Origin of the sequence: Nannocystis punicea (assembly GCF_026965555.1) — a bacterium.
GTDB lineage: Bacteria > Myxococcota_A > Polyangia > Nannocystales > Nannocystaceae > Nannocystis > Nannocystis punicea.
Genome location: NZ_CP114040.1, coordinates 8453249 through 8476072 on the forward strand (window position 1 = coordinate 8453249; position 22824 = coordinate 8476072).

12 protein-coding genes are annotated in these 22824 nt (G+C 70.6%); 5 read left to right on the forward strand and 7 right to left on the reverse strand.

Features of this window, described 5'->3' with window-relative positions; all coding sequences use genetic code 11:
• The first annotated feature begins 127 nt into the window (after window positions 1-127).
• Window positions 128-2104, forward strand: coding sequence for a tetratricopeptide repeat protein (locus O0S08_RS32480; RefSeq protein ID WP_269033258.1), 1977 nt, complete (start codon window positions 128-130; stop codon window positions 2102-2104).
• A 57-nt stretch (window positions 2105-2161) separates the two neighbouring features.
• On the opposite strand, the gene O0S08_RS32485 is transcribed toward O0S08_RS32480, so the two are convergent.
• Window positions 2162-2821, reverse strand: a complete 660-nt coding sequence (locus O0S08_RS32485; RefSeq protein ID WP_269033259.1) for a glutathione S-transferase family protein — start codon at window positions 2819-2821, stop codon at window positions 2162-2164.
• Between the two features lie 677 nt (window positions 2822-3498).
• Here O0S08_RS32485 and O0S08_RS32490 point away from each other — a divergent pair.
• Window positions 3499-5316 (forward strand): serine/threonine-protein kinase, encoded by a 1818-nt coding sequence (locus O0S08_RS32490; protein WP_269033260.1) that lies wholly within the window; start codon window positions 3499-3501, stop codon window positions 5314-5316.
• 125 nt (window positions 5317-5441) lie between these two features.
• Here O0S08_RS32490 and O0S08_RS32495 read toward each other — a convergent pair whose 3' ends face one another.
• From O0S08_RS32495 to O0S08_RS32505, 3 genes are all read right to left on the reverse strand, one after another.
• Complete coding sequence (locus tag O0S08_RS32495; protein ID WP_269033261.1) at window positions 5442-6692, reverse strand: cytochrome P450; 1251 nt, start codon at window positions 6690-6692, stop codon at window positions 5442-5444.
• 144 nt (window positions 6693-6836) lie between these two features.
• On the reverse strand, window positions 6837-7355 hold the full coding sequence (locus O0S08_RS32500; RefSeq protein ID WP_269033262.1) for a DUF3592 domain-containing protein: 519 nt from the start codon (window positions 7353-7355) through the stop codon (window positions 6837-6839).
• Between the two features lie 206 nt (window positions 7356-7561).
• On the reverse strand, window positions 7562-8566 hold the full coding sequence (locus O0S08_RS32505; protein ID WP_269033263.1) for a LysR family transcriptional regulator: 1005 nt from the start codon (window positions 8564-8566) through the stop codon (window positions 7562-7564).
• Window positions 8567-8591: 25 nt separating this feature from the next.
• Here O0S08_RS32505 and O0S08_RS32510 point away from each other — a divergent pair, with 25 nt between their 5' ends.
• A complete protein-coding gene (locus O0S08_RS32510) occupies window positions 8592-9362 on the forward strand; it encodes an SDR family NAD(P)-dependent oxidoreductase (RefSeq protein ID WP_269033264.1) in 771 nt (256 codons plus the stop codon).
• 161 nt (window positions 9363-9523) lie between these two features.
• Here the strand turns inward: O0S08_RS32510 and O0S08_RS32515 are convergent, their stop codons facing one another.
• Entirely contained in the window at window positions 9524-10903 is a 1380-nt protein-coding gene (locus tag O0S08_RS32515; RefSeq protein WP_269033265.1) for a right-handed parallel beta-helix repeat-containing protein, read from the reverse strand.
• A 956-nt stretch (window positions 10904-11859) separates the two neighbouring features.
• On the opposite strand from O0S08_RS32515, the gene O0S08_RS32520 reads away from it, so the two are divergent.
• On the forward strand, window positions 11860-12561 hold the full coding sequence (locus O0S08_RS32520) for an oxygen-binding di-iron domain-containing protein (protein WP_269033266.1): 702 nt from the start codon (window positions 11860-11862) through the stop codon (window positions 12559-12561).
• 212 nt (window positions 12562-12773) lie between these two features.
• On the opposite strand, the gene O0S08_RS32525 is transcribed toward O0S08_RS32520, so the two are convergent.
• Window positions 12774-15446, reverse strand: a complete 2673-nt coding sequence (locus O0S08_RS32525) for a YncE family protein (RefSeq protein ID WP_269033267.1) — start codon at window positions 15444-15446, stop codon at window positions 12774-12776.
• 406 nt (window positions 15447-15852) lie between these two features.
• On the reverse strand, window positions 15853-17523 hold the full coding sequence (locus tag O0S08_RS32530) for a cytochrome P450 (protein WP_269033268.1): 1671 nt from the start codon (window positions 17521-17523) through the stop codon (window positions 15853-15855).
• Between O0S08_RS32530 and O0S08_RS32535 the strand changes: the two genes are divergently transcribed.
• Window positions 17495-22753, forward strand: coding sequence for an ATP-binding sensor histidine kinase (locus tag O0S08_RS32535; protein ID WP_269033269.1), 5259 nt, complete (start codon window positions 17495-17497; stop codon window positions 22751-22753). The two genes, O0S08_RS32530 and O0S08_RS32535, sit on opposite strands and share 29 nt — an antisense overlap.
• Window positions 22754-22824: the final 71 nt, after the last annotated feature.

Genomic DNA, 22824 nt, shown 5'->3' on the forward strand with positions numbered 1-22824 from the left:
CTCTCCCGACGAGCCGTCGCGCGCTTGCGACGAGCCGTTCCGCGGTGTGCACGAGCGGTCGTGTATCCTCGCCCCGTGCAGCTCCTGCTCCTCGCCGTGATGCCGACCTTCGCCCCCGGGACCCACCATGGCTGACGTGCTCGCCATCGTCAGCGCCGCGCTGTTCGACAAGGCCCGCGACGCCCGCGGCAGGCCGCTGCGCAAGGGCTCCATCTGGGCCACCGACGCCTACGCGTCGACCAACAAGGCGATCGCCGGCAAGCTCTCGGGCGACCTGTGGCTGGTGACGGTCCGCGACGAGGCGCTGTGGCTGGTCGCGGTGCTCGAGCGGCCGCGGCACGACGGGCGCGCGTGGCAGGCCGCGGCCAACGTCGTGCCGGTCGTCGACATCACCGAGCTGGCGTCCGAGCTCGAGTTCGACACCGGCTCGGGCGTCCACTGCGAGCGCATGGCGATGTCGCTGCAGACGCCGCGCGGGCTGACCGCAGGCGACGTAGCTCGGCTCAAGACCGCCGCGGCCGGCGCCGCCAGCTCCGAGATCGCCGGCGCCGAGCTCGACGCCGCGATCGTGAAGATCACCGCGGCCGTGCTGGGCCGCACCGAGGCCGAGGTGCGCGCCGATGGCGAGCGCTACGCGACGTTCCAGATCGACGACGGCTTCGCCGAGCAGTACCTCGAGCGCATCGACTGGGCGAAGCTGTCGCTCGCGGTCGACGAGCCGTCCGAGTGGTTGTACGGCCGCCACGACTTCGACCTGCGCGGCTCGCTGTTCGAGTCGGAGGCGTTCGAGCCCGAGGCCACCACGGACCGCGCGCTCAAGGCCCTGTTCGCGCGCCAGCGCGGCTGGCTGTACGGCGAGCAGCTGGCCGCGCTGGTCGCCCAGAAGCGACTGCCCCGCGAGGTGCTCGCCGAGCTGAGCGTGATCGGCCGCCTGCGCGGCGGCACCTCGCTGATCGAGGCGATGCGTTCGCTGCTGATGCTGATCGACTTCCCCGGGCACCAGCTCGAGCCGTGCGAGTACGCCGAGACGGACGAGGATTGGGTCGACCTGCTGGCGACGATCGAGCCGCCGGCCCTGCGCGAGCACCTCGCGCTGTACTTCCAGGAATCGCAGGCGGCGCGCTGCTGCGGCGCGTACTTCGAGGGCCCCCGTGCCCCCCGCGATGATGATGATGACCATGATGACCACGATGACGTCGATGACACCGACGCCGACGAGGTCGACGGCTGCATGATGTTCGCCGGCGACGAACCGCGCCGCTACGAGCCGCTGGCGCAGTGGATGATCGGCGAGGGCCAGGGCACGTTCTGCCTGGTGCGGATCGTCGACGACACGATCGCCGCAGTGCCGGAGTTCGCCGGCCAGGCCCTGCTGCGCAAGCAGGCCAGACTGGCCCCGGGCGCGACCCCGCCGGCGAGCGGGCGCAGCGACGAGATCGTCGCGGAACCCCTGCGCGACCACCTCGTGCAGCTCGACGAGGACGATCCGCTGCGTGACCTGCTCGGCGACGGCGATCCGCACGCGAAGCTGGCCGCGCTCGCGGCCAACGTGCGCGGCATGGGTCAGTTGCTCGACACCGTCGACGGGTACATCGACGACGACGAGTACCGGACCGCGCTGATCGTGCTCGCGGCGTGCGGCCCGGCCGTGAAGCCGAAGCACCGCCCGCGGTTCGAGCACCTCCGCAGCGTCGCCCTCACGCGGCTGCGCTGCTTCCCGGAGGCGCTGGCCAGCGCCCAGCAGTGCCTCAAGGCGCTGCGCGGGGCCAAGACTTCCGACGTCCCCGCGGCCGAGGTCCACCAATTGCTCGCGCGCAGCGCCTATCACGTGGGTGAGCTCGCGCTCGCGCTCGATCACGCCGATCGGGCGCTCGCGCTCGAGCCCGTCTTCATGGCCGCGCACGCGACCCGCGGCTGCGTCCTGTTCGCCCAGGGCGACGCCAAGGCCGCGTTCAAGGCGCTGGAGAAGGCGATGAAGGCCGGCTCCGACCCCGATCCGCGATCCGAGCTGGCCGCCGATCCGAAGTACCGCAGCCTCGCGCTGCAGTACCGGATCCCCGTCGAGCTCAGCGACGTCGAGGCCGCCGCGCTCGGCGTCGAGTGACGCCGCGGCTCGCCACGATCACGTCGTGGGTGGCGCCTCTGGCATGCTCGCCGGGCGTCAGCGGATGTCGTCGACGCTCACGCCGACTCGCTCGGCGTAGAGGCCGAGGGTGCGTTGCCAGGCCGGGCGGGCGAAGGACCGCTCGTAGTAGGCCTTGATCCGCGGATACGGCTCCATCAGGTCGGTCTTGCGGATGCCGCGCAGGACGCAGGCCATCAGGATGTCGGCGACGGTGAAATCGGCGCAGGCGATCCACTCGCGGCCTTCGAGGCGGCGCTCGAGGTCACCGAGCCAGCGGCCGGCGATCTTGCGCGCCCCTTCCTTGACCTGGTGAGCGACCTTGTCGCGGTCGAAGATCTCGATGAAATCGAGGCACACCAGGGTCGGCTCGACGGTGCTGACCGCGGCGAAGCACCACTGGACGACGCGAGTGCGGCCCTGGACGTCGCCCGGGATCAGCTTGCCGGCCTTCTCGGCCAGGTAGAGCACCACCGCCGCCGACTCGGCCACGATGAAGCCGTCATCGTCGATCACCGGCGCCTGGTGGAAGGGGCTGATCCGGCTGAAGGCCTCGCCGTCGAGCTCGCCGCCGGTGTGGTCGAGCGCGTGGACTCGATACGGCAGCCCGGTCTCCTCGAGCGCCCACTGCGCTCGTAGGTCCTTCGTCTCGCCGCGCCCCTCGGGAAAAATGCGTCCGAAGCCATAGAGCGTGATCATCTCGTCCTCCGATCGGCGGCCGGATCCACCGGCCCACGCCGAAGAGTGCCACACCCCGGGCGGCCTCGCCCGCGTCGGAGCACGCCGACGACCAGGATCCGCACGTCACGTGAGGATCGCACGCAGGGCGCTCCAAACATCGTTCCAAGGTCGAGTTCGGTCCGGTGCTCGGTGGCATCCTGTGCACGCGACGCGAGCCCCCTGCGGGCCCATGTGGGCCAGGCAATCGCGAGAACAGCGAGAATCTCGACATATCGGCACGAATTTTCGAGTCGTCCGGGAGATCGTCGATCGGATCCTCGTGATGGACCGCGTCGTCGACCGGCACCCTATTTCCCATTCATGATGCAGCCTCCTCGATCGACGCCGCGACCCGCCACGAGAAGCGCGGGCGCCGTGGCGGATGCGGATCGAGGACACGCATGCGATCGCCACATTTGCGGGAGACGGCGCCGTCGACTGGCGGCACGAGGGCACGAAGCCGGACCATGGACTCGTCGGTAGTCATGTCGGCACGGGCTCCGCCGCCACGCCGCCCCCCAACGCGCTGAGCTTCATCGGCCGCGCGATCGTCGACCACTGCGGCCACCTGCGGAAGATCCGCGCGGGCGCTTGCTCGACCTCCTGCGCCTACCGCGAGCACGAGCCGGCGCGCCGGTCTGATAGCATCCGGGGCGATGAGCATCGCCACCGCCCCGACCCAGCCCGGCGCGCGCTTCGACGGCGCGGAGCTCGCCGAGATCGCCACGGCACTCGGGCGTGAGTACACGATCGAGCGCGAGCTCGGGCGCGGCGGCATGGGCGTCGTGCTGCTCGCGCGCGACCTCCGGCTCGAGCGTCTGGTCGCGATCAAGGTGCTGCCGCGCGAGCGGGCCGCCGACGCTGCGCACCGCCAGCGGTTCCTCCGCGAGGCGAGGACGGCGGCGAAGCTGTCGCACCCGAACATCGTGCCGACCCTCCACGCCGACGAGGCCGGCGCGTTCGCGTACTTCACGATGCCGTACGTCGACGGCGAGACGCTCGCCGAGCGCGTGCAGAGCCGCGGCCAGCTGGCGGCGCGCGAGGTCGTGCGGCTGCTCCGCGAGGTCGCGTGGGCGCTGGCCTACGCGCACGCGCATGGAGTCGTGCACCGCGACATCAAGCCGGAGAACATCCTCGTCGAGCGCGCGACCGGCCGCGTGCTCGTCAACGACTTCGGGATCGCGTTCGAGGCCCAGGCGTCGCGGCTGACCGGCGACGACCACATGGTCGGGACCGCGGCGTTCATGAGCCCCGAGCAGATCCTCGGGCGCGAGCTCGACGGCCGCAGCGACCTCTACTCGCTCGGCGTGGTCGGTTTCTGGCTGCTCGCCGGCCAGCACCCGTTCGAGGGCGCCGCGACGCCGACGGTGCTCGTCAAGCACGCGACCGAGCCGGCCCCGCCGCTGCGAACGCTCGTCCCCGAGGTCCCCGCGGGCCTCGCCGCGGCGATCGACCGCTGCCTCGCCAAGGAGCCCGACGCGCGCTGGCCGTCGGGCGAAGCACTCGCCGAGGCGCTCGCCGCCGTCGAGGACGACCTCGCCGGCGTGCCCGCGCGCACCGGCGGCGACCGCCTGCTCGACGAGCGCGAGGTCTCGGTCGTGCTGCAGCGCGCCGCCCAGTTGCAGGCCGACGCCGCCCGCCGCGTCGAGGAGCGCTCACGAGCCACGACCTCGCCTGGGCCGACGACTGCCAGCGCGCTGCGGGTGTCGGAGGTCCAGGCCGCCGCGGCCGAGGCGGGCATCGCCGCGGAGTTCGTGGCGATCGCCGCCGCCGAGCTGCCCGCTGGCGGCGCGCTCGCGGTCCCGGCGGTCCCGGCGGCCGCGGAGGGCCGCTGGGCCGTGCGCCTGTTCGGCAAGGACGTGCGCCAGATCGTCGCCTCGCGGGTGTTCCGCGCGCCGGCGAAGGCCGTGCTCGACGCGCTCGCGCACGTGTGGCAGGCGAGCCCGTACAACCTGCGTCTGCTCGACGCCGTCGGCCCGCACCCGCTCGACGGCGGCACGGTGACGTTCCGCGTGCCGAAGTTCACCTTCAACTCCGACGGCTCCGCCAACGGCGGCTTCTCTTATTACATGTACGTGCTGGGGATCCGCCAGGTCCGCCTGACGATGCAGCGCCGCGGCCGCGACGCGATCGAGTGCACGGTGACCGCCGATCTGCACGAGACGATCGCGTCCGGTCGCAGGCTATTCTATCCAATGATGGGCATCACGACGGCGGTCGCCGGCGGCGTTGTCGGCACGGCGATGTTCATGATGCTGATCCCGCTCCTCGCCGCACTCGCCACCCTCGGCGTCGTCGCCACGACGTACGGCGGCCTCTACAAGCTCACCCACATCGGCTACGCCTACTATTTTCGCAACGCGCAGGAGTGCCTCGAGACGCTGCTCGCCGACGTCGACGCCAACCTGCGCACGCAGGCGGTGTTCGGCAACATGCCCGCCCCGCGGCCGGCGCTGTCGCGCGGAGAAGACTGATCGGGCATGTTCTACACGCCATGTCCTGATCTGGTTCTACGTGCGCCGACAGGACGGCATGTTCGGGCGCTACCGACAATCGCCGCGGGCGGCCTGATATGATTCGCCGCCGGCGGGCCGCGCGTTCATGCGTTCGTCCCGCGGGGCGCAGCGTCCCACGCGAGCGGCAGGCGCTCGTATCCCCGCAGGAGGATGAACGCGCGGCGCTCCGCCGGCCGGGTCGGGTGGAGGCGGACGCCGGGGAGGCGCGCGAGCAGGCGTTCGAACGCGATGCGGCCCTCGAGGCGCGCGAGCGCGTTGCCGACGCAGTAATGAATGCCCTTCGAGAACGCGAGGTGCGGGGTCGCGGGGCGGCGGCGGATGTCGAACACGTCGGGGTCGACGTACGCCTGCTCGTCGCGGTTCGCCGAGCCGTACAGCAGGAACAGCCGCGCGCCGGCCGGCAGCGCGACGCCTGCGAGCGTGGTGTCGACGGTCACGCGGCGAAACATCCCCCGGACGGGCGCCTCCATGCGCAAGATCTCGTCGACCGCGTCGGGGACGAGCGACGGGTCGGCGCGGAGGGCCGCGAGCTGCTCGGGGTGGGCCATGAGCAACGCCATGCCGTGGCCGATCATGTCGGTGGTCGTCTCGTGGCCCGCGGCGAGCAGGTCGATCGCGTTGGAGACCGCCTCCTGCATCGTCAGCGGCGCGGTGCCGCCGATGTCGACCGGCGCGAGCAGGGTCAGCAGATCGCCGCGCGGCTCGTGGACCCGGGCCTCGATGTGCGCGCCGAAGTAGCGCTGCAGGTCCACGAACTCGCGGGCGCATTCGGCCAGCAGCGCCGGCGGGGCGACGCCCGCGAGCAGGATCTGCTTCGCGTTCGATCCGCGCTTGAGCCGCGGCAGATCGGACCGCGGGACCCCGAGCAGCTCGCCGATCACCGTGCCGGGCAGCGGGAACGCGAAGCGCTCGATCAGCTCGACCTCGCCGTCGTGCATGAACCCGTCGATCAGCTCGTCGGCGATCGCGCGGACCTTCGGCTCGAGCGCCGCGACCCGCTGCGGCGACAGGGCTTTATTGAAGACGTTGCGCACGCGCGTGTGGTCAGGCGGGTCGCTCTGGACCAGCGACTGGAATTCCAGATAGCCGCTCCGCAGGATGTCCGTCACCTCGTCCGGGAACACCGCCGAGGACTCGAGCGCGGCGGCCGAGGAGAACCGCTCGGTGTCGCGGACGACCGCGGCGATGTCGGCGTAGCGGGTCACCACCCACGCGCCCAGGCTCTCGGCGAAGAACACGGGCCGCTCGCGGCGCGCCCGCGCGTACAGGGGATACGGATCGTCGATCTGATCCGGCGCCATAGGATTGAAGGCTGTGCTGAGATCCGTGGCCATGAGCGCAGACTACCCTCCGGCGATGCATCGAGGGAACGCGCGGACCTGCGCGGTCGGTCGGCGATGCGGCGCTTGCGGGCGGCCCGGCCCGGCCGCGCGCGGGCGCGGACGGACGGGCTCCTGGCTGCGTCGAGGTCGACGTCGTCACTCCCGGGTCGCGTGCGGCTCTGGCGGGCGGCGGCGGAGGACCCGGACGAGCAAGAGCAGGCAGGGCACCAAGATCAGCAGGCCGAGGACGAGCCCGGCGATCGGGTCGCCGAGCGGCGCGGCGCCGGCGTTCACCGGGCGGCTCACCCACGGGTCTTCTGGCAGGTAGCGCACCGCGACCTTCCTCGCCGCGCGGGCTGCGTTCCAGTCGTCCTCGGGCAGCGCCGTCCACAGGCCCTCGCGGCCGGTCCCGTCGCTGAGCGTGTACGTCTCCGCCCCGCCCGGGAGCGTGAACGCGTACTGGACCTCATACGAGGCCCCGATCTTGCGCGACGTCATCACCCGCGTGTCGAGCACGTCGGCCTCGACGATGTCGCCGCCGCTGCGCAGGCGCAGCTCCGCGGCGGTGTCGACGACGCCGAGGTAGGTGATCGTCCCGCCGATCAGCGCTCCGACGCAGAGCCCGAGGATCACGCCGAGCAAGGATGTGCGGGTGCCTGCATGCGGGTCGGTCATGGCCGCATTCTCGCAGATCGCCGGCTCGCCGGTCCGCGGCCGGTGCGTGCGCGACCTCCAGCGCGCGGGCGCCGGAGACGTATGTCACCAGGCCCGGGTGCGCATGCCGATGATACCGCTCAGGAGCAGCCACAGCGTCATGCCGAAGCACGCGACGGCGGCCGTGCTCGCCAGCTCGAGGCGGCCCGAAGCTCCGACGCAAGCCTCTACGACCGCCGCACGCCTTCGCGCCGCTTCGCCGGGCCGACGCGCTTCGAGGTCGCGCTCATCAGCTCGGCCATGAAGGCGAGGAAGACGCGCACCTTCGGGAGCTGCGCCTTCTCCTTCGCATAGAGGGCGGCGACCGGCACCTCTTGCTGGTGCTCGGCTCGCAGGACCGCTTCGAACGTGCCGCGAGCGAGGTCGTCGCGCACGACGTGCTCGAAGACTTGAACGATGCCCTGGCTCGCGCGTGCCGCCTCGAGGATGGCTCCGATGCCGTTCGAGTAGAACCGCCCCGTCGGCGCGAGCGCGAGATCGCCGTCATCGTGCCGGAGCTTCCACGGAAGGGGCATCGAGCCGACGAGAAAGCCGAGAGTGTCATGCCGGCGGAGGTCTTCGACGGAGGTCGGCCGACCGCGGCGCGCGAAGTAAGCCGGTGTGCCGACGATCACCAGCGACATCGTGCCCAGGTGTTTGTGCATGAGCTCGCTCTCGCGCAGCTTCGCCATTCTCAAGACGACGTCGATCCCTTCGGCGATGGGGTCGACGATATGATCGCGGAGGCTTAGATCGACGGAGAGCTCGGGATATGCCGCGAGGAAGCGCCCGATCGCCGGGCCGAGCACGTAGCTCCCGAACATGGAGGGGGCATCGACGCGGAGCCTCCCGCGGGGTGCGCTTCGCGTGCTGGCGACGGCCCTGTCGGCGTCCTCGAGTTCACGGAGGATACGGGTGCAGCGCTCGTAGTAGACGGCCCCGTCGGCGGTGAGCCCGACGCTGCGGGTGGTCCGCTCCAACAGTCGAACGCCGAGGCGCCCCTCGAGCCGCGCGATCGCACGGCTGACGCCGGACGCGGTGAGGCCCATCGCTCGGGCGGCGAGCGTGAAACTCCGCTTCTCGACCACGCGGACGAACACGCCGATCTCGCTGAACGGATCCATCGAGCGAGTCTCCCTCAATTGTTGACCGGCAAGCAACAGAGTCGTGCGCCGATCGGCCTTGGTCGTCACGTCGCAGCGTCCTAGAACTCCACGCATGAACGACAAGGTCCCTGGAAGCGACAGCACCCCTCCGGCTCGAGTGACGACGCGCGTCGCGCTCGTCACCGGCGCGAACAAGGGCATCGGGCTCGAGATCGCCCGACAGCTCGCGCGAGCCGGCGTCTTCGTCATCATCGGTGCTCGCGATCCCGGACGGGCGAGCGCGGCGGTCGACGGTCTGGCGCAGCAGGGACTGGCAGCACAAGCGGTCCGGATCGACCTCGAGGACGAGGCGAGCATCGCGGCCGCCGCCGAATCGATCGCCGCCGAGCACGGTCGGCTCGACATTCTCGTCAATAACGCCGGTATCATCGACTCCGAGGACGGTCCGCCCAGCGCCGCGTCGCTCGCGGCCGTTCGCAAGATCATGAATACGAACTTCGTCGGCACCCTGGCGGTGACGCAGGCGATGCTTCCGCTGCTGCGCCAGTCGCCGGCCGCACGGATCGTCAATTTGTCCAGCTCCCTCGGTTCGCTCACGCTGAACGGCGATCGGACGTCGCCCTATTATTCAGCGCGACTGATCGGCTACAACGCTTCCAAGGCGGCCCTCAACATGCTCACCGTCCAGCTGGGCGAAGAGCTGCGCGATACGCCAATCGTCGTGACCTCGGTGAGTCCGGGATACGTGAAGACGGAATTGACCGGGCACAAGGGTTTCCTGACCGCCGAGGAGGGCGCGAGACTGCCGGTCGAGCATGCGCTGCTCGGCCCCGATGCCGTCTCCGGCCGGTTCGTGGAAGCGAGCGGTGAGACTCCCTGGTGAGCGCCGACTCCCAGCCGCGAGTCTGCGTCTAGCTCGACTTGCGCCGCTTCGGCGCCCAGGGCGGGCTCCAAGAGAATGGTCGAAGCGCGCGAGCGTTCGCGCCTGACGATCGGCTCGGTGCTTCGCGTCGTCGAGGCGCGGCTTCTCCCCCGCGACCGCGATCAGGGCATATCGCAGCTGCCGTTGGAGCAGATGAACGAGATGTTATTGTAGTACCAGCCGTAGCGGTTCCACGGGGCGGAGTCGTCGTTGATCAGCACGTCCTCCGGCAGGTCCTGGTAGTTGGTGTTCTCCTCGGACGCGCCGAAGCCGAGGTCGGAGTCGGTGACGGTCAGGCCGCCGAGGCAGTTGAGGCCGCAGTCGTCGATGAAGATCCCGCCGCCCCCTTCGTACTGGCCGGAGCCCGTGGCGTGGTTCTTCTTGATCACCGTGTTCGCGATGTCGCAGACGTCCGGGCCGGTGCACCCATAGGAGAGCGCGAGCGCCCCGCCGGTCGGGGCCGTGTTCTCGACGAAGGTCGAATCGGTGATGTGAACGCGCCCGTAGCTGGCGATCGCCCCGCCCTCGCCGGTCGCGGTGTTGTTCTCGAAGACGGAGCTCTCGACGTAGATGTCCGGGTTCTTGCCGCCGTTGTTCGACCCCGACACGTGGATCGCGGCGCCGTACGCGGCGCTGTTCTCGAAGAAGCGGCAGTCGCGGACGGTCAGGCTCTCCTGCACGCCGTAGGTGTCGTTCATGCTGATCGCGCCGCTGGTGGGGATGTTCCAGCCGTTCGGGACCTTGGCGTTGCAGTTGGTGAAGCCGAAGCCCTCGACCACCGCATCGCCGGCGCCGAGGTTGAAGTGGAACCCGCCGCCGTCGATGATCGTCTTGTCCGCGCCGGCGCCGCGGAGGGTGATGTCGACGGTCACCTCGATCTTGTCGCTGTAGGTGCCGGGGCAGACCTCGATCACCGAGCCGTCGCTGGCGGCGGCGAGGCCCGAGGTGATGGTCGGGAAGCGCGCGGAGACGTTGGGCGTGACCGTCACGATCACCGGGTTGGCCGGGTCATCGTCGCACTCGGCGACGAAGTCGGGGACGTCGCCGGTGTCGTCGCCGGTCGTCGTGCCGTCGGTCGTGCCCTCGGTCGTGTCGCCACCGGTCGTGGTCCCGCTCGTGGTTTCCTCGGTCGTGGTCCCCTCGCTGTCGCTGACGGCGGAGGTGGTGCTCTCGTCGGAGGTGGTGCTCTCGCCGGTGCTCGTCGTCCCGTCGGTGGTCTCGCCGGTGCTCGTGGTGTCGCCGGGATCGGTGGTGCCCTCGGTGGTCGTCGCGTCGGTCGTCGTCGTGTCCGGGGTCGTCGTCGCGTCGGTCGTCGTCGGCTCGGTGGCCGTCGTCGGCTGCGTGGCCGTCTCACCGCCGGTCGTCGGCTGCTGATCGGTCGTCGACTCGGTCGTGGTCGGATCGGCGGAGTCGGTCACCGTGGTGCCGCCCTCGCCGCCGCAGGCGACGAGCGGCAGGGCGACGACGAGGCCGAGGACTGCGGTGTGAATGGAGTGCGTCATGAAGTACATGTCCTATCGTTCATGTTGACGCGCCGGCCAGGGCCCGGCGGGCGTGCTTTGTAGCACGTGCCTGCGGCGAAACACAGCGGTTACACGCGCTTTACACGCCGAAGACGCTCGCGGCTCGCCGGCCTCCGGGGCGCAACCCCGCTCATGGCCAGCACCGCCCGGACCACGTGCTGTACCGCCGCAGCTCCTCGCGCTCGCCGAGAACTCGTACCGTTCGCGCCACGTCCCCGGCCGACGGACGCACGTGCTCGACGTCTCGAGCGCCGAGTTCGAGCCGCTGCAAAGGGCGCCGGAGCTCGCGGAGGGGTCGAATCGCATGAGCCTCGCGGATTCGTCTCTCGGGCAAGAATCCGCCCCTTGGCGGGCGCGGCATTGCATGCGAGGTGATCGAAGGGATGCGTGAGTCGGGAGTTTGATATGAGAAGACCCGATACCATCTTTCAACGGCCTGATGAATATGGGACCGACGGCGCGGGCCCGCCCCCGCCGCGCGCCTCCGGCCCGGGCGTCGCCGGAAGCGAGCCCGACCGGAGCACGCCGCGCGAGCCGAGCCGACTTCACGCCGTCGATGCCCACGCATGCGGCGTGAATCGAGCGAGACGCCGACTCTTGCAATCGATGCGCCTCTCGTCGCCAGGAGCTCGCCCCTGATCTCGAGCGCGCCGGCCTGGTTGGCGCGCCCCTCACATCCTCCGCGAGACGAGTGACGCCCGGAGCGCCGATCGCGACGGAGACGCGGCGTCGTCCTCACCTCCGGCACAACGATCGTCTTCACGATCTCTCCGGCGCGTTGTTCGCGCTGGAGGTGGTCCCGAGCCGGTCGACATCTCCTCGCAGGATCGCGAGCTCCTCGCGGCGCCGACGACCAGGGACGGCGGCGACGCCACCGCCGCATCATCCACGACGCGCCGTCGTGATGCCTGCTAGACTGCCGCCGGAGGTACGCGATGGAGACGCGAGTCGACGAGGTGGCCGATGGGATCTACCGGCTGAACACGAAGGTGCCCGGGTTCAACTTCAATCAGTACTTGATCGTCGACGACGAGCCGCTGCTGTTTCACACCGGGCCGCGCGGGCTGTTCGAGAGCGTGCGCGCGGCGATCGGGCGGGTGATCGCGCTCGACCGGCTGCGCTGGATCGGCTTCTCGCACGTCGAGGCCGACGAGTGCGGGGCGCTCAACCATCTCCTGTCCGTGGCGCCGCAGGCCTCGCCGCTGTGCAGCAAGGTCGCGGCGCTCGTCTCGATGGAAGACCTGGCCGATCGCCGCCCGCGCGGGTTGGCCGACGGCGAGACGGTGACCCTCGGCCGGCGCAGCGTGACCTGGCTGGACGCACCCCACGTGCCGCACGGTTGGGAGTGCGGCTACCTGTTCGAGCGCGAGACCCGGACCTTGCTGTGCGGCGACCTGTTCACGCAGGGCGGCGGCAGCGACGTCCCCGTCACCGAGGCCGACATCCTCGGGCCGAGCGAGGCCTTTCGCGCGCAGATGGACTATTTTTCGCACACCCGCCGGCAGGCCGCGATCCTCGAGCGGCTGGCGGGCACACAGCCGACGACGCTCGCCTGCATGCACGGCAGCGCGTGGCGCGGCGACGGCGGCGCGCTCATCCGAGCGCTCGCTACCACGCTCGAGAGCGACGTGCATTGAGCCGGGGGTCCGCGCGTCCGACCGCGATTACGGCGGCCCTCGCGGACTCCGCTGAACCTCGGCCGCAGCCGTCCGGACCACCGCCGCGATTCGTCGGCCGCTGGGCCGCGCCCCGGCGGGGAGCAGCTCGGTCCACGGCTGCCGCGGCCGCGCCCCGACTGTGATGATTGCCGGCGCGGCCGGTTACCGGCGCCTCACACCGCGCACTGGCGTCAGCCGCACCCGCCGAACTCGTCACCGTTGAGCGTGCCGTCGAGGTCGCGGTCGATGCCGACACGGCGGCCCGAGCCGGGCGGTACGCACGTGTACGTGAGCTCCTGCAGGAGGAGGGTCGCGCGGGCGCGCAGCTGGGCGTCGGTGAGCGTCGGCTTGCCGTGCTCGTCCTGCAGGAACGCAGTGCCGTTCCACAGGTAGCCGCGCATCTCGCCCAAATAATTGCCGTGGGCCACGAGGTCGCATTCGCCCGCGCTCGCGCGGGTCTTCAGGAGCGTGATGCGGGGGCCGACGGCCGTGGCGTTGGTGGCGGTGAGGGTGACCTGCTGACCGACGATGGGGGCCATGTTGGAGTCGAAGGCGAGCACGAAGGCCTCGACCTGGCGGCGCTCGGTCGGGGTGTCGGACTCGAGCCCGCCGGGGTTGAAGACCGGATCCTCGACGAAGCCGATCTGGCTGAGGAAGCCGAACACCGAGTCCATCGAGCCCTCGTGCGTGTAGCCGAAGCCGCGGATCTGGTCGCCGAGGAACGAGTCGTCCTCCTGCGGGTTGATCGACGGGTCGCGCGGCAGGCCGAACTTGCCGATCTTCGTATAGGCGCTGCGCAGGTGCGGGACCTTCATGGTCTGCACGAATTCGGTGCCGACGTACGAGCCGTCGGAGCCGAAGAAGCCCGGGCGCTCAACGCCGTACTGGGCGTTGCCGGCCGGGTCGAGGACGTGACAGAAGTTGCACGTCATGCCGAGCGTCGCCGGCTTGTTCATGTAGAGCTCGCGGCCGGCCGCCTGGAAGGCGGTGAGCGAATTGTCGAGGTTGCGGACCGGGTTCGGCGGGTAGGTCAGCTGCAGCGCGAAGTCGGTGAACTTCTGCATGTCGGCCGCCGGGATCTCCTGCGTCCGGCCCATCACCTCGACGAAGGTCTTGTTGAACTGCTTGAACCCCATCACCTCGTCGAACGAACCCTGGTTCGGCTGCGCGTTCGGCGGGAAGTTCGGGCTGGTCTTGTCGCCGCGCCAGTGCATCGCGCCGTGGTTGGCCATGCCGCGCAGGCTTTGGGTCGTCATCGGCCCCTTCATCGGGTGGAAGTCGATCGGGAAGTCGGGCAGGAAGATCGTCTTGAACGGCCCGGGCGCGATCGTCACGTCGCCGTCGGGGTTGCCGAGGTCCCACGCCAGGTGGTCCACGTCGCCGTACACGTGACAGGTCGCGCAGGCCGAGTCGCCGCGGCCCGAGGTGTAGGTCGCGTCATAAAGGAAGCGGCGCCCCTCGGTCACGCTCGCCGGCTCGGGGTTGTGCATCGGCAGGTGCTGGACCTCGTCGCCGTCGCTCGTGCTGATGATCGAGACCGCGTTGTCGAAGCGGGTCATCACATACAGACGGTCGCGCGACTCGTCGAGCAGCACCGCCGTCGGTCCGCCGCCGCCGACCTGCAGCTGTTCGCTGGGGTCGGGCCAGAAGGCGTCGTCCTCGAGCGCCTGAGTGTCGTACACGCCGATCTTGTCGGAGCCGAGCGCGGCGACGTAGAGGGTGTTGCCGTCGGCCGAGATCGCCATGCCCTGCGGGAGCGCGAGGCTGAGCTCCGCGTCCTCGTTCGGCAGCGGCTGGAACGGCGCGTCGTAGTCGAGGTGCGGGTTCAGGTGGTGGGTGGTGACCGTCTGGCTCTGCGGATGGAGGATGCTGATGTTGTTCTCGGCGAAGTGGCCGTTGACGTTGGACTCGGTGAAGACGCCCGGCCCCGAGAAGCGGACCTCGTTGCGCGCCGAGGTGTTGGCGACGTAGACCTTCCCGTTCACCGGGTTGACGATCATGTTGTAGAGGATCGCGCCGACGACGGTGTAGAAGCCCGCGGAGCCGCTGATCTGGGCCGGCGTGGCGGCGTTGGCGTCGATGACGAACACGTCCTTGTCCGGCAGGCTGAACTTGACGTCGTCGTCCCACTGGTCGCCGCGCTCGTCGACCCAGTGCTGGCCGTCGTACTTGACGATCAGCGGGTTGTTCGGCGCCGGGACGCCCGCGTAGTTCTCCTTCGGCTCCGGCGTGTCGCCGGCGACCAGCACCGAGTCGATGGTGGTCGTGCGATTGCCGGAGAAGTGCGCGGCCGCGTACACCTTCGAGCCGTCGGCCGACGTCGCCAGCGCCCGCGGGGTGTCGGCGAACAGGGTGATCACGGTCTTCGGCGTGCCGCCCATCGCCGCGCCGAGGTTGTTGGCGTCGAACACCCAGACGTCGGCCCGCCCGACGCTCGGCGTCGTCAGCTGCGGGTCGAAGCCGATGTTCTGTCCGCGGTGCGCAGTCGTGATGAAGGCCCGGCTCTTCGACGGACCGGCGAAGACGATGTCACGCGGCTCGTCGCCGACCAGGAGGGTCCGGGTCACGCGATTGGGCGCCGCGGTGCCGACATAGACGACACTGACACTGTCCGACACGTGATTGACGACCCACACCTCGGTGTTGCTGCGGGCCGCCACCGCGACCGGCTCGACGCCGACCGGGATCGACGTCCGGTGGGACAGGCCCCACCAGGTCACGTCGTAGACCTCGAGCTGGCCGTCCGGCGTGTTGACGGCGAATAACGTCTTCTTGTCGGGCGAGAGGGCGAGCGGACGGACCTGCCCGCTCTCGAACAGGGTGTACGAAGGCGGGGCCGCCCCCGCCTCCCCCACCGTGCCCATCGCCACTCCGAGACCCACCGACCACAAAAATGCGCGCGCGCCTATCGAGAGCATCCCCCACCTCCAACTGCGCAGAGCAGAATTGTCAACGATCGCCCCCCCCGGGTCGACCCCCATTGACGCCTGTCCCGAGGCCCGCGCTCGAGCTCGGCGCCGTCGTATGAGTGTATGTCAACAGGTCAAAGGATCCTAGAGCTACGATTAATTAATTCGTCGCCGCCTCGCCGCCTCGCCGCGTCTCCGAGTATCCCACCGCACCCGACCCGCGGCGCGGGGTCCGAAGACCGCGCGCGAAGTCTGTATGTACAATCGCCACACCGAGGATCGCGCGTCCTTACAATTGCGAACCCCGCCGAGCGAGGCTGCGGCGGGGCGTCGCGGGCGGGGCGCTCGCAGCGAGCGGGTGTCAGGCGGGCGTCATCGTGATCGGCAGCGACTTGAAGCCGCGGACCATCATGCTCGACACCCACTCGAGCGGCGCGTCGGACTCGAGGCGCAGGTCCGAGAACGTCTGGAGCAGCGCTTGAATCGCCAGACGTCCCTCGAGTCGCGACAGCGCGGCGCCCGGGCAGACGTGGATACCGGAACTGAAGGACAGATGACGCGTGTCTTGACGCTCGATGTCGAACCGGTCGGGATCGGGGAATCGATGACCGTCGCGGTTCGCGGAGCAGATGATGCTCAGTACATAGTCGCCCGCGCCGATCTTGCCGTCGGGGAGGTCGGTGATGTCCACCTTCGCCCGGCGGAAGGTGCCGAACGTCGGGCCGTCGTAGCGCATCGTCTCCTCGAGCGCGGCGTCGACGAGGCGCGGGTCCTCGCGCAGTCGCTGCGCCTGCTCGGGGTGGCGCACGAGGGTGTTCACCGCGTTGGCTACCATATATAGTGTGGTCTCCTGGCTGGCCAGGAACAGGGTCACGCACATCGCCACGAGCTCGGTGTCGGTCATGCCGACCCCGTCGACGCGCGCCTCGACCAACTTGCTCAGCAGGTCCTCGGTCGAGCGGCTGCGCCGCGCGGCGATGTGCGCGTTGAAGTATTCGTAGTAGCTCATGACACCGCGGTACGCCGACTCGACGCCCTCGGCGGTGGCGATGCCGGCGCCGAACAGCGACATGACGACCAGCGCGTCCTCCCGCAGCCGCTCGCTGTCCTCGCGCGGGATGCCCATCAACTCGCTGAACACGGTCATCGGCAGCTGCGCCGCGAAGTCGGCGACCACGTCCATGTGCCCCCGCTCGCGCGCGGCCGCCAGCAAATCGTCGATCGCCTGCTGGATCCGCGGCCGCAGCCGCTCGACCGCCTGCACCGTGAACGCGCGGGCGATCAGCGCCCGCAGCCGCGTGTGGTCCGGCGGGTCCATGAACGCGACCCAGCTCGAGACGAAGGTGTTGAACACCTCGAATTTTGCACGCACGCTCTCGGGCGCGCCGAGGCCGTACTGCGCCACCTTCGAGTTCGAGAACTCCGACTTTCTGTCGCGAAGGACCCGCTGGATGTCGGCGTAGCGGGTCAGCACCCAGCTCTTGAGCAAGGGGTGCCAGAACACCGGGTCTTCCTCGCGCATGCGCCGGAGCGTCGGATAAGGGTCGGCGAAGAAAGCTGGGCTGAGGATGTCGTACTTGACAGCGGGCGCGGTCGGTTCTTGAGACATCGGCGGGAGCTCCGAGATCGTCGCTGCGGCGGGCGGCCCGGCCTGCTGCCGACGGTCAAGATGCTTGAGCATACATCGCCGCGCGACGGCCGAGAACGGAAACCAAAGGCCCTCCTGCGAACGCCGTGTGGTGCGCGTGCGACTGGTGCATCGATCGCTGGTGCAGAGTCTGCGGATGGAGCAAGGCGCGGTTTCGTGCCGCGGGCGCGCCAGGGCCCGCGGACGGGTGTTCGCGCGTTCCGGCGACGCGTCATCGCCGCCCGCGCGCGTAAGGGCCAGTCCCGCCTGCGAGCGTGGCCCTGCGCACCGCGCGAATGCAGGGGGGAGCGACGCGAGACGCCCGCCGGGGCCGCCAGACAGTATGATACGCCTGATCGGCTCAGCGACGCTCGACATGGAAGCCTCTCCACGTTTCTCGCTCAAGCAACGGCTCCACGAGGGGCAGAACTCGATCATCTTCCGCGGCGTCCGCGAAGACGAGCAGACCCCGATCGTGATCAAGGTGCTGAAGGGCGAGTTCCCGAGCCCACGCGCATTGAGACAGCTGCGCCGCGAATTCGTCACCCTGCGCGAGCTCGACGTGCCCGGGGTCGTGCGCGTCTACTCGCTGGAGAACTACGGCAACGGCCTCGCGCTGGTGATGGAGGACGACGGCGGCGTCCCGCTGAGCGACGTCATCCACGGCGAGGCGCTGCAGCTGCGGCGGGCGCTCGAGCTGGGCGTCGCGCTGGCCGACATCCTGGCTCGCCTGCACGAGCGGGCCATCATCCACAAGGACATCAAGCCGCACAACATCCTCGTCAATTCGTCGACCGGCAGCGTCAAGCTGATCGACTTCGGCATCGCCACCAACCTGGCCCACGAGACAGCTCAGGTCTCGAGCCCCGAGGCGCTCGAGGGCACCCTGATGTACATGTCGCCCGAGCAGAGCGGGCGCGTGAACCGGGTCGTCGACCAGCGCACCGACCTCTACTCGCTCGGCGTCACGCTCTACGAGATGCTGACGGGCTCGGTCCCGTTCAACGCCAACGACGCGATGGAGCTGGTCCACAGCCACATCGCCCGCACGCCGGCGCCGCCGTGGGTGCGCACGCCGACGCTCCCGCGGGTGGTCTCCGACGTCGTCATGAAGCTCCTCGCCAAGGGGCCGGAGGACCGCTACCAGCACGCCCTCGGCCTGGCGGCCGACCTCGCCCGCTGCCTCGCAGCGCTCGACGAGACCGGCGAGATCGAGGCGTTCGAGCTCGGCCAGCGCGACCGCGCCGACGTGCTGCGCATCCCGCAGAAGCTCTACGGCCGCGAGGCCGACGTCCGCGCGCTGGCCGAGGCGTTCGTCCGCGTGCAGGACGGCCGCCCCGAGCTGCTGCTGGTCGCCGGCGGCCCGGGCGTCGGCAAGTCCGTGCTGGCCCACGAGGTCCACCGCGTGATCGCCCGCAGCGGCGGCCGCTTCGTCACCGGCAAGTTCGACCTGGTCCAGCGCAACGTCCCGTTCAGCGCGCTCGCCTCGGCGCTGTCCGATCTGGCCCGCCAGCTGCTGACCGAGTCGTCGCGCACGCTGGCAGAGTGGCGCGCGCGCATCCAGCAGGCCGTCGGCACCAGCGGTCAGCTGGTCGTCGACCTCGTGCCCGAGCTCGAGCGGATCCTCGGCAAGCAGCCGCCGCTGCCGCCGCTGCGCCCGACCGAGTCGCAGAACCGCTTCGGCCTGATCATGCAGAACTTCGTGCGCGCCCTGTGCCCGCGCACCTCGCCGCTGGTGGTCTTCCTCGACGACCTGCAGTGGGCCGACGCCGGCACGCTGTCGCTGCTGCGCCTGATCCTCACCGACCCCGACGGCGGCCACCTGCTGCTCGTGGGCGCCTACCGCGACGGCGAGGTCGACCTCGGCCACCCGCTGCGCGCCGCGGTCACCCAGCTACGCAAAGAGGGCGTACCGCTCACCGAGCTGACGCTCGGCCCGCTCGACCGCACGAGCGTGCGCGCGCTGCTGGCCGACACCCTGCTCCGCGAGCGCCCCGGCGTGCCGCCGCCGCGCGCGGAGGTCGAGCGGCTCGAGAGCCTCGCCTCGCTGGTGTTCGACAAGACCCACGGCAACCCGTTCTTCCTGACGCAGTTCCTGACGATGCTGCACCGGAACGGGCTGATCCGCTTCGACGCCGCCACCGGCGGGTGGGCCTGGGACACCGCCGCCGTGGCCGCCGCGCCGATCACCGAGAACGTGGCCGAGCTGATGTCGGAGCGGCTGCGCGAGTTCCCGGCCGACACCCAGCGCCTGCTCGCCGTCGCCGCCTGCGTCGGCCACGAGTTCGACGTCGTCACCCTGGCGCGGATCGCCGAGCGCAGCCCGGGCCGCGTCGCCGAGGAGCTGTGGCCCGCGCTGCACGCCGGCCTGGTCGTGCCGCTCGACTCCAACTACCGCCTGCTCGCCGACGACGACGACGGCGCGCCCGCGGCCCACGAGACCGCCGAGCTGGTGGTCGCCTGCCGGTTCCTCCACGACCGCGTGCAGCAGGCCGCGCTGTCGCTCAGCACGCCCGAGGCGCTGCACGACGTCCACCTGCGGATCGGTCGCAGCCTGCAGGCCGCGCACGCCGGCGAGCTGCGCGGCGACGCGCTGTTCGACGTGGTCCGCCACCTCAACGCCGGCGCGCCGCGCCTGACCGACCCCGCCGAGCGCCTGCAGCTGGCCCGCGCCAACCTCGAGGCCGCGCGGGCGGCCAAGCGCGCCACCGCCTACGCCGCCGGCGCCGCGTTCGCGGCCGCCGGCGTCGCGGTGCTGCCCGAGGACGCCTGGGAGTCCCAGTTCGCGCTGACCCTCGCGCTCCACCGCGAGCAGGCCGAGTGCGACTACATGGTCGGCCGCGTCGACCGGGCCGACGCCAAGCTCGAGGAGCTGATCCGCCGCGCCCGCTCGCCGATCGAGCAGGCCGACCTGTTCGCGCTGCGCGTGATGCTGCTGTCGTCGCAGGGCCGCTTCGCCGAGGGCCTGGTCGCCAGCCGCGCCGGCCTCGAGCAATTCGGCGAGCGCCTGCCGGAGACGCCGGAGCAGACGATGGCGACCTTCGGCGAGGTCTACGGCGCGATCGAGGCCAGCCTCGCCGGCCGCACCGTCGAGTCGCTCGCCGACGCCCCGGCGATGCGCGACCCGACCCACAGCGCGGTGCTCCGCCTGCTCAACGAGGCGTTCGGCGCCGGCTTCGTGGTCGACGCCCGCCTCGGCTCGGTCGTCATCCTCAAGCACGTCCTGCTGTCGCTCACCCACGGCCCGGGCGAGCTGTCGGCCTTCGGCTACGCGACCTACGGCTACCTGCTGGCCGGCCCGCTCGGCCGCCCCGCCGACGCCCTGCGCTACGGCCGGCTCGCGCTGCAGCTGCTCGAGCGCTTCACCTCGACCGAGGTCGCCAGCCGCGTGCACTTCATGGTCGGCTTCTACACCGGCCACACCCGCCCGCTGCGCGACAGCCTGCACCACCTGAACCAGGCCCGCGTGCTCGGCCTCGAGACCGGCGACTTCATGTACGCCTCGCAGGGCGCCGTGTTCCACGTGCTGGCCAACCTGCGCCGCGGCGAGGACCTGACGGCGGTCCGCGAGGAGATCGATCAAGGCCAGGCGCTGATGGTGCGCACGCGCGACGCGATGTCGACGGCGCAATTGGTGCTGCTCGGCAACGTCGTCGACGCGCTGCAGCACGAGCGCTGGTACGGCGGCCCGCTGTTCGGCGCCAACGAGGCCGAGGCCGAGTGGCTGCGGACCGTCGACGCCACCGGCCTGGTGATCGTGCGCTTCCTGCACCACGTCACCAAGCTGATGGTGGCGACGCTGTTCGAGGCGTACCCCGAGGCGCTGGCGCTCGGCGCCGCCGCCCAGCCGCACATGGTCGTCGCCGTCGGCGGCCCGTACACCGCCGACCTGCCGTTTTACAGCGCGCTGGCGCTGGCGGCCAGCCACGCCGCCGCCGCCGACGAGGCCGAGCGCGCCGCGCTGATGGCCCAGCTGCTCGAGCACCGCGCCAGCACGGCCCAGTGGGCCCAGCTGTGCCCGGAGAACGAGCAGCACCGCCTGCACATCATCGACGCCGAGATCGCGCGGCTCCGCGGCCAGGACCTGGTCGCGCTCGACGAGTACGACCGCGCGATCGAGTGGGCCCGCCGCGGCCAGTTCATCCACCACGAGGCGATCGCCAACGAGCTGTGCGGCCGCTTCCACCAGGCCCGCGGCCGCAGCCAGATCGCCCGCGTCTACCTCGGCCAGGCCCGCTACGGCTACGAGCGCTGGGGCGCGCTGGCCAAGGTGCGCGCGCTCGACGTCAAGTACCCGCACCTGGCCGCCCGCGCCGAGAGCGTCGGCGCGACGATCACCGCCACCAGCAACCGCGCGCTCATCACCAGCTCGCTGTCCACCACCGGCAACCAGGGCCTCGACCTCACCAGCGTCATCAAGGCCGCGCAGGCGCTGACCGCCGAGATCGCGGTCGAGCCGCTGCTCGAGAAGATCATCCAGATCATGATCGAGAACGCCGGCGCCCGCCGCGGCGTGCTCCTGCTCGAGCAGGACGGCCAGCTGTGCGTGGTCGCCGAGTCGTCGGTCGACACCGGCTCGTACACCCTGAAGCAGCCGCTGCCGCTGTCCGAGGCCGCGTCGGTGCCGGTGTCGATCGTCAACTACGTGGTCCACACCACCGACAGCGTGGTCCTCGAGGACGCCGCCCGCGCCGGCCCGTTCACCACCGACACGTACGTGGCCCGCAGCGGGATGCGCTCGGTCCTGTGCACGCCGCTGGTCCACCAGACCAAGCTGACCGGCGTCCTCTACCTCGAGAACGAGCTGATCCCGTCGGTGTTCCCCGAGGCCCGCCTGCATACGCTCAAGCTCATCGCCTCGCAGGCGGCGATCTCGATCGAGAACGCCAACCTGTACGCCAACATGGAGCGGCTGGTGCAGAAGCGCACCGACGAGCTGCACCGCGTCAATCAATCGCTGACCGCCAGCAACGCCGAGCTCGACGCGTTCGCCCGCACGGTCGCCCACGACCTCAAGAACCCGCTCGGGGCGATGGTCGGCTACTCCGAGTACCTGCTGGAGAACATCGCCGAGGTCGAGCTCGACGAGGTCGAGCGCGTGGTCGAGAACATCCGCCGCGCCTCGCACACCGCGACCAACATCATCGACGAGCTGCTGCTGCTGGCCGGCGTGCGCAAGCAGCAGGTCCAGACGTCCCGCCTCGACATGGCGGCGATCATGCGCCAGGTCGATCAGCGCATGGCCTACATGCTGCGCGAGTACGCCGGCGAGCTGGCGACGCCGCCGTCGTGGCCGCCGGCGCTCGGCTACGCGCCGTGGATCGAGGAGGCGTGGACGAACTACATCAGCAACGGCCTCAAGTACGGCGGCTCGCCCCCGCGGCTGCAGCTCGGCGCCGACGTGCAGGACGGCAAGGTCCGCTTCTGGGTCCGCGACAACGGCCCGGGCATCGACCAGGAGGCGCAAGAGAAGCTGTTCGCCGAGTTCTCGCGGCTCGACACGGTCCGCGCCGAAGGCCACGGCCTCGGCCTGTCGATCGTGCGCCGGATCATCGAGCGCCTCGGCGGCAGCGTCGGCGTCGAGAGCGAGCTCGGCACCGGCAGCCTGTTCTACTTCACCCTGCCGGCGGCGTGACGCCGGCCGTGACCCGAGCGGCGCGCTGGTTTATGCTGGAGCGCAGGATCGAGGGACGGGGGAGAGCATCG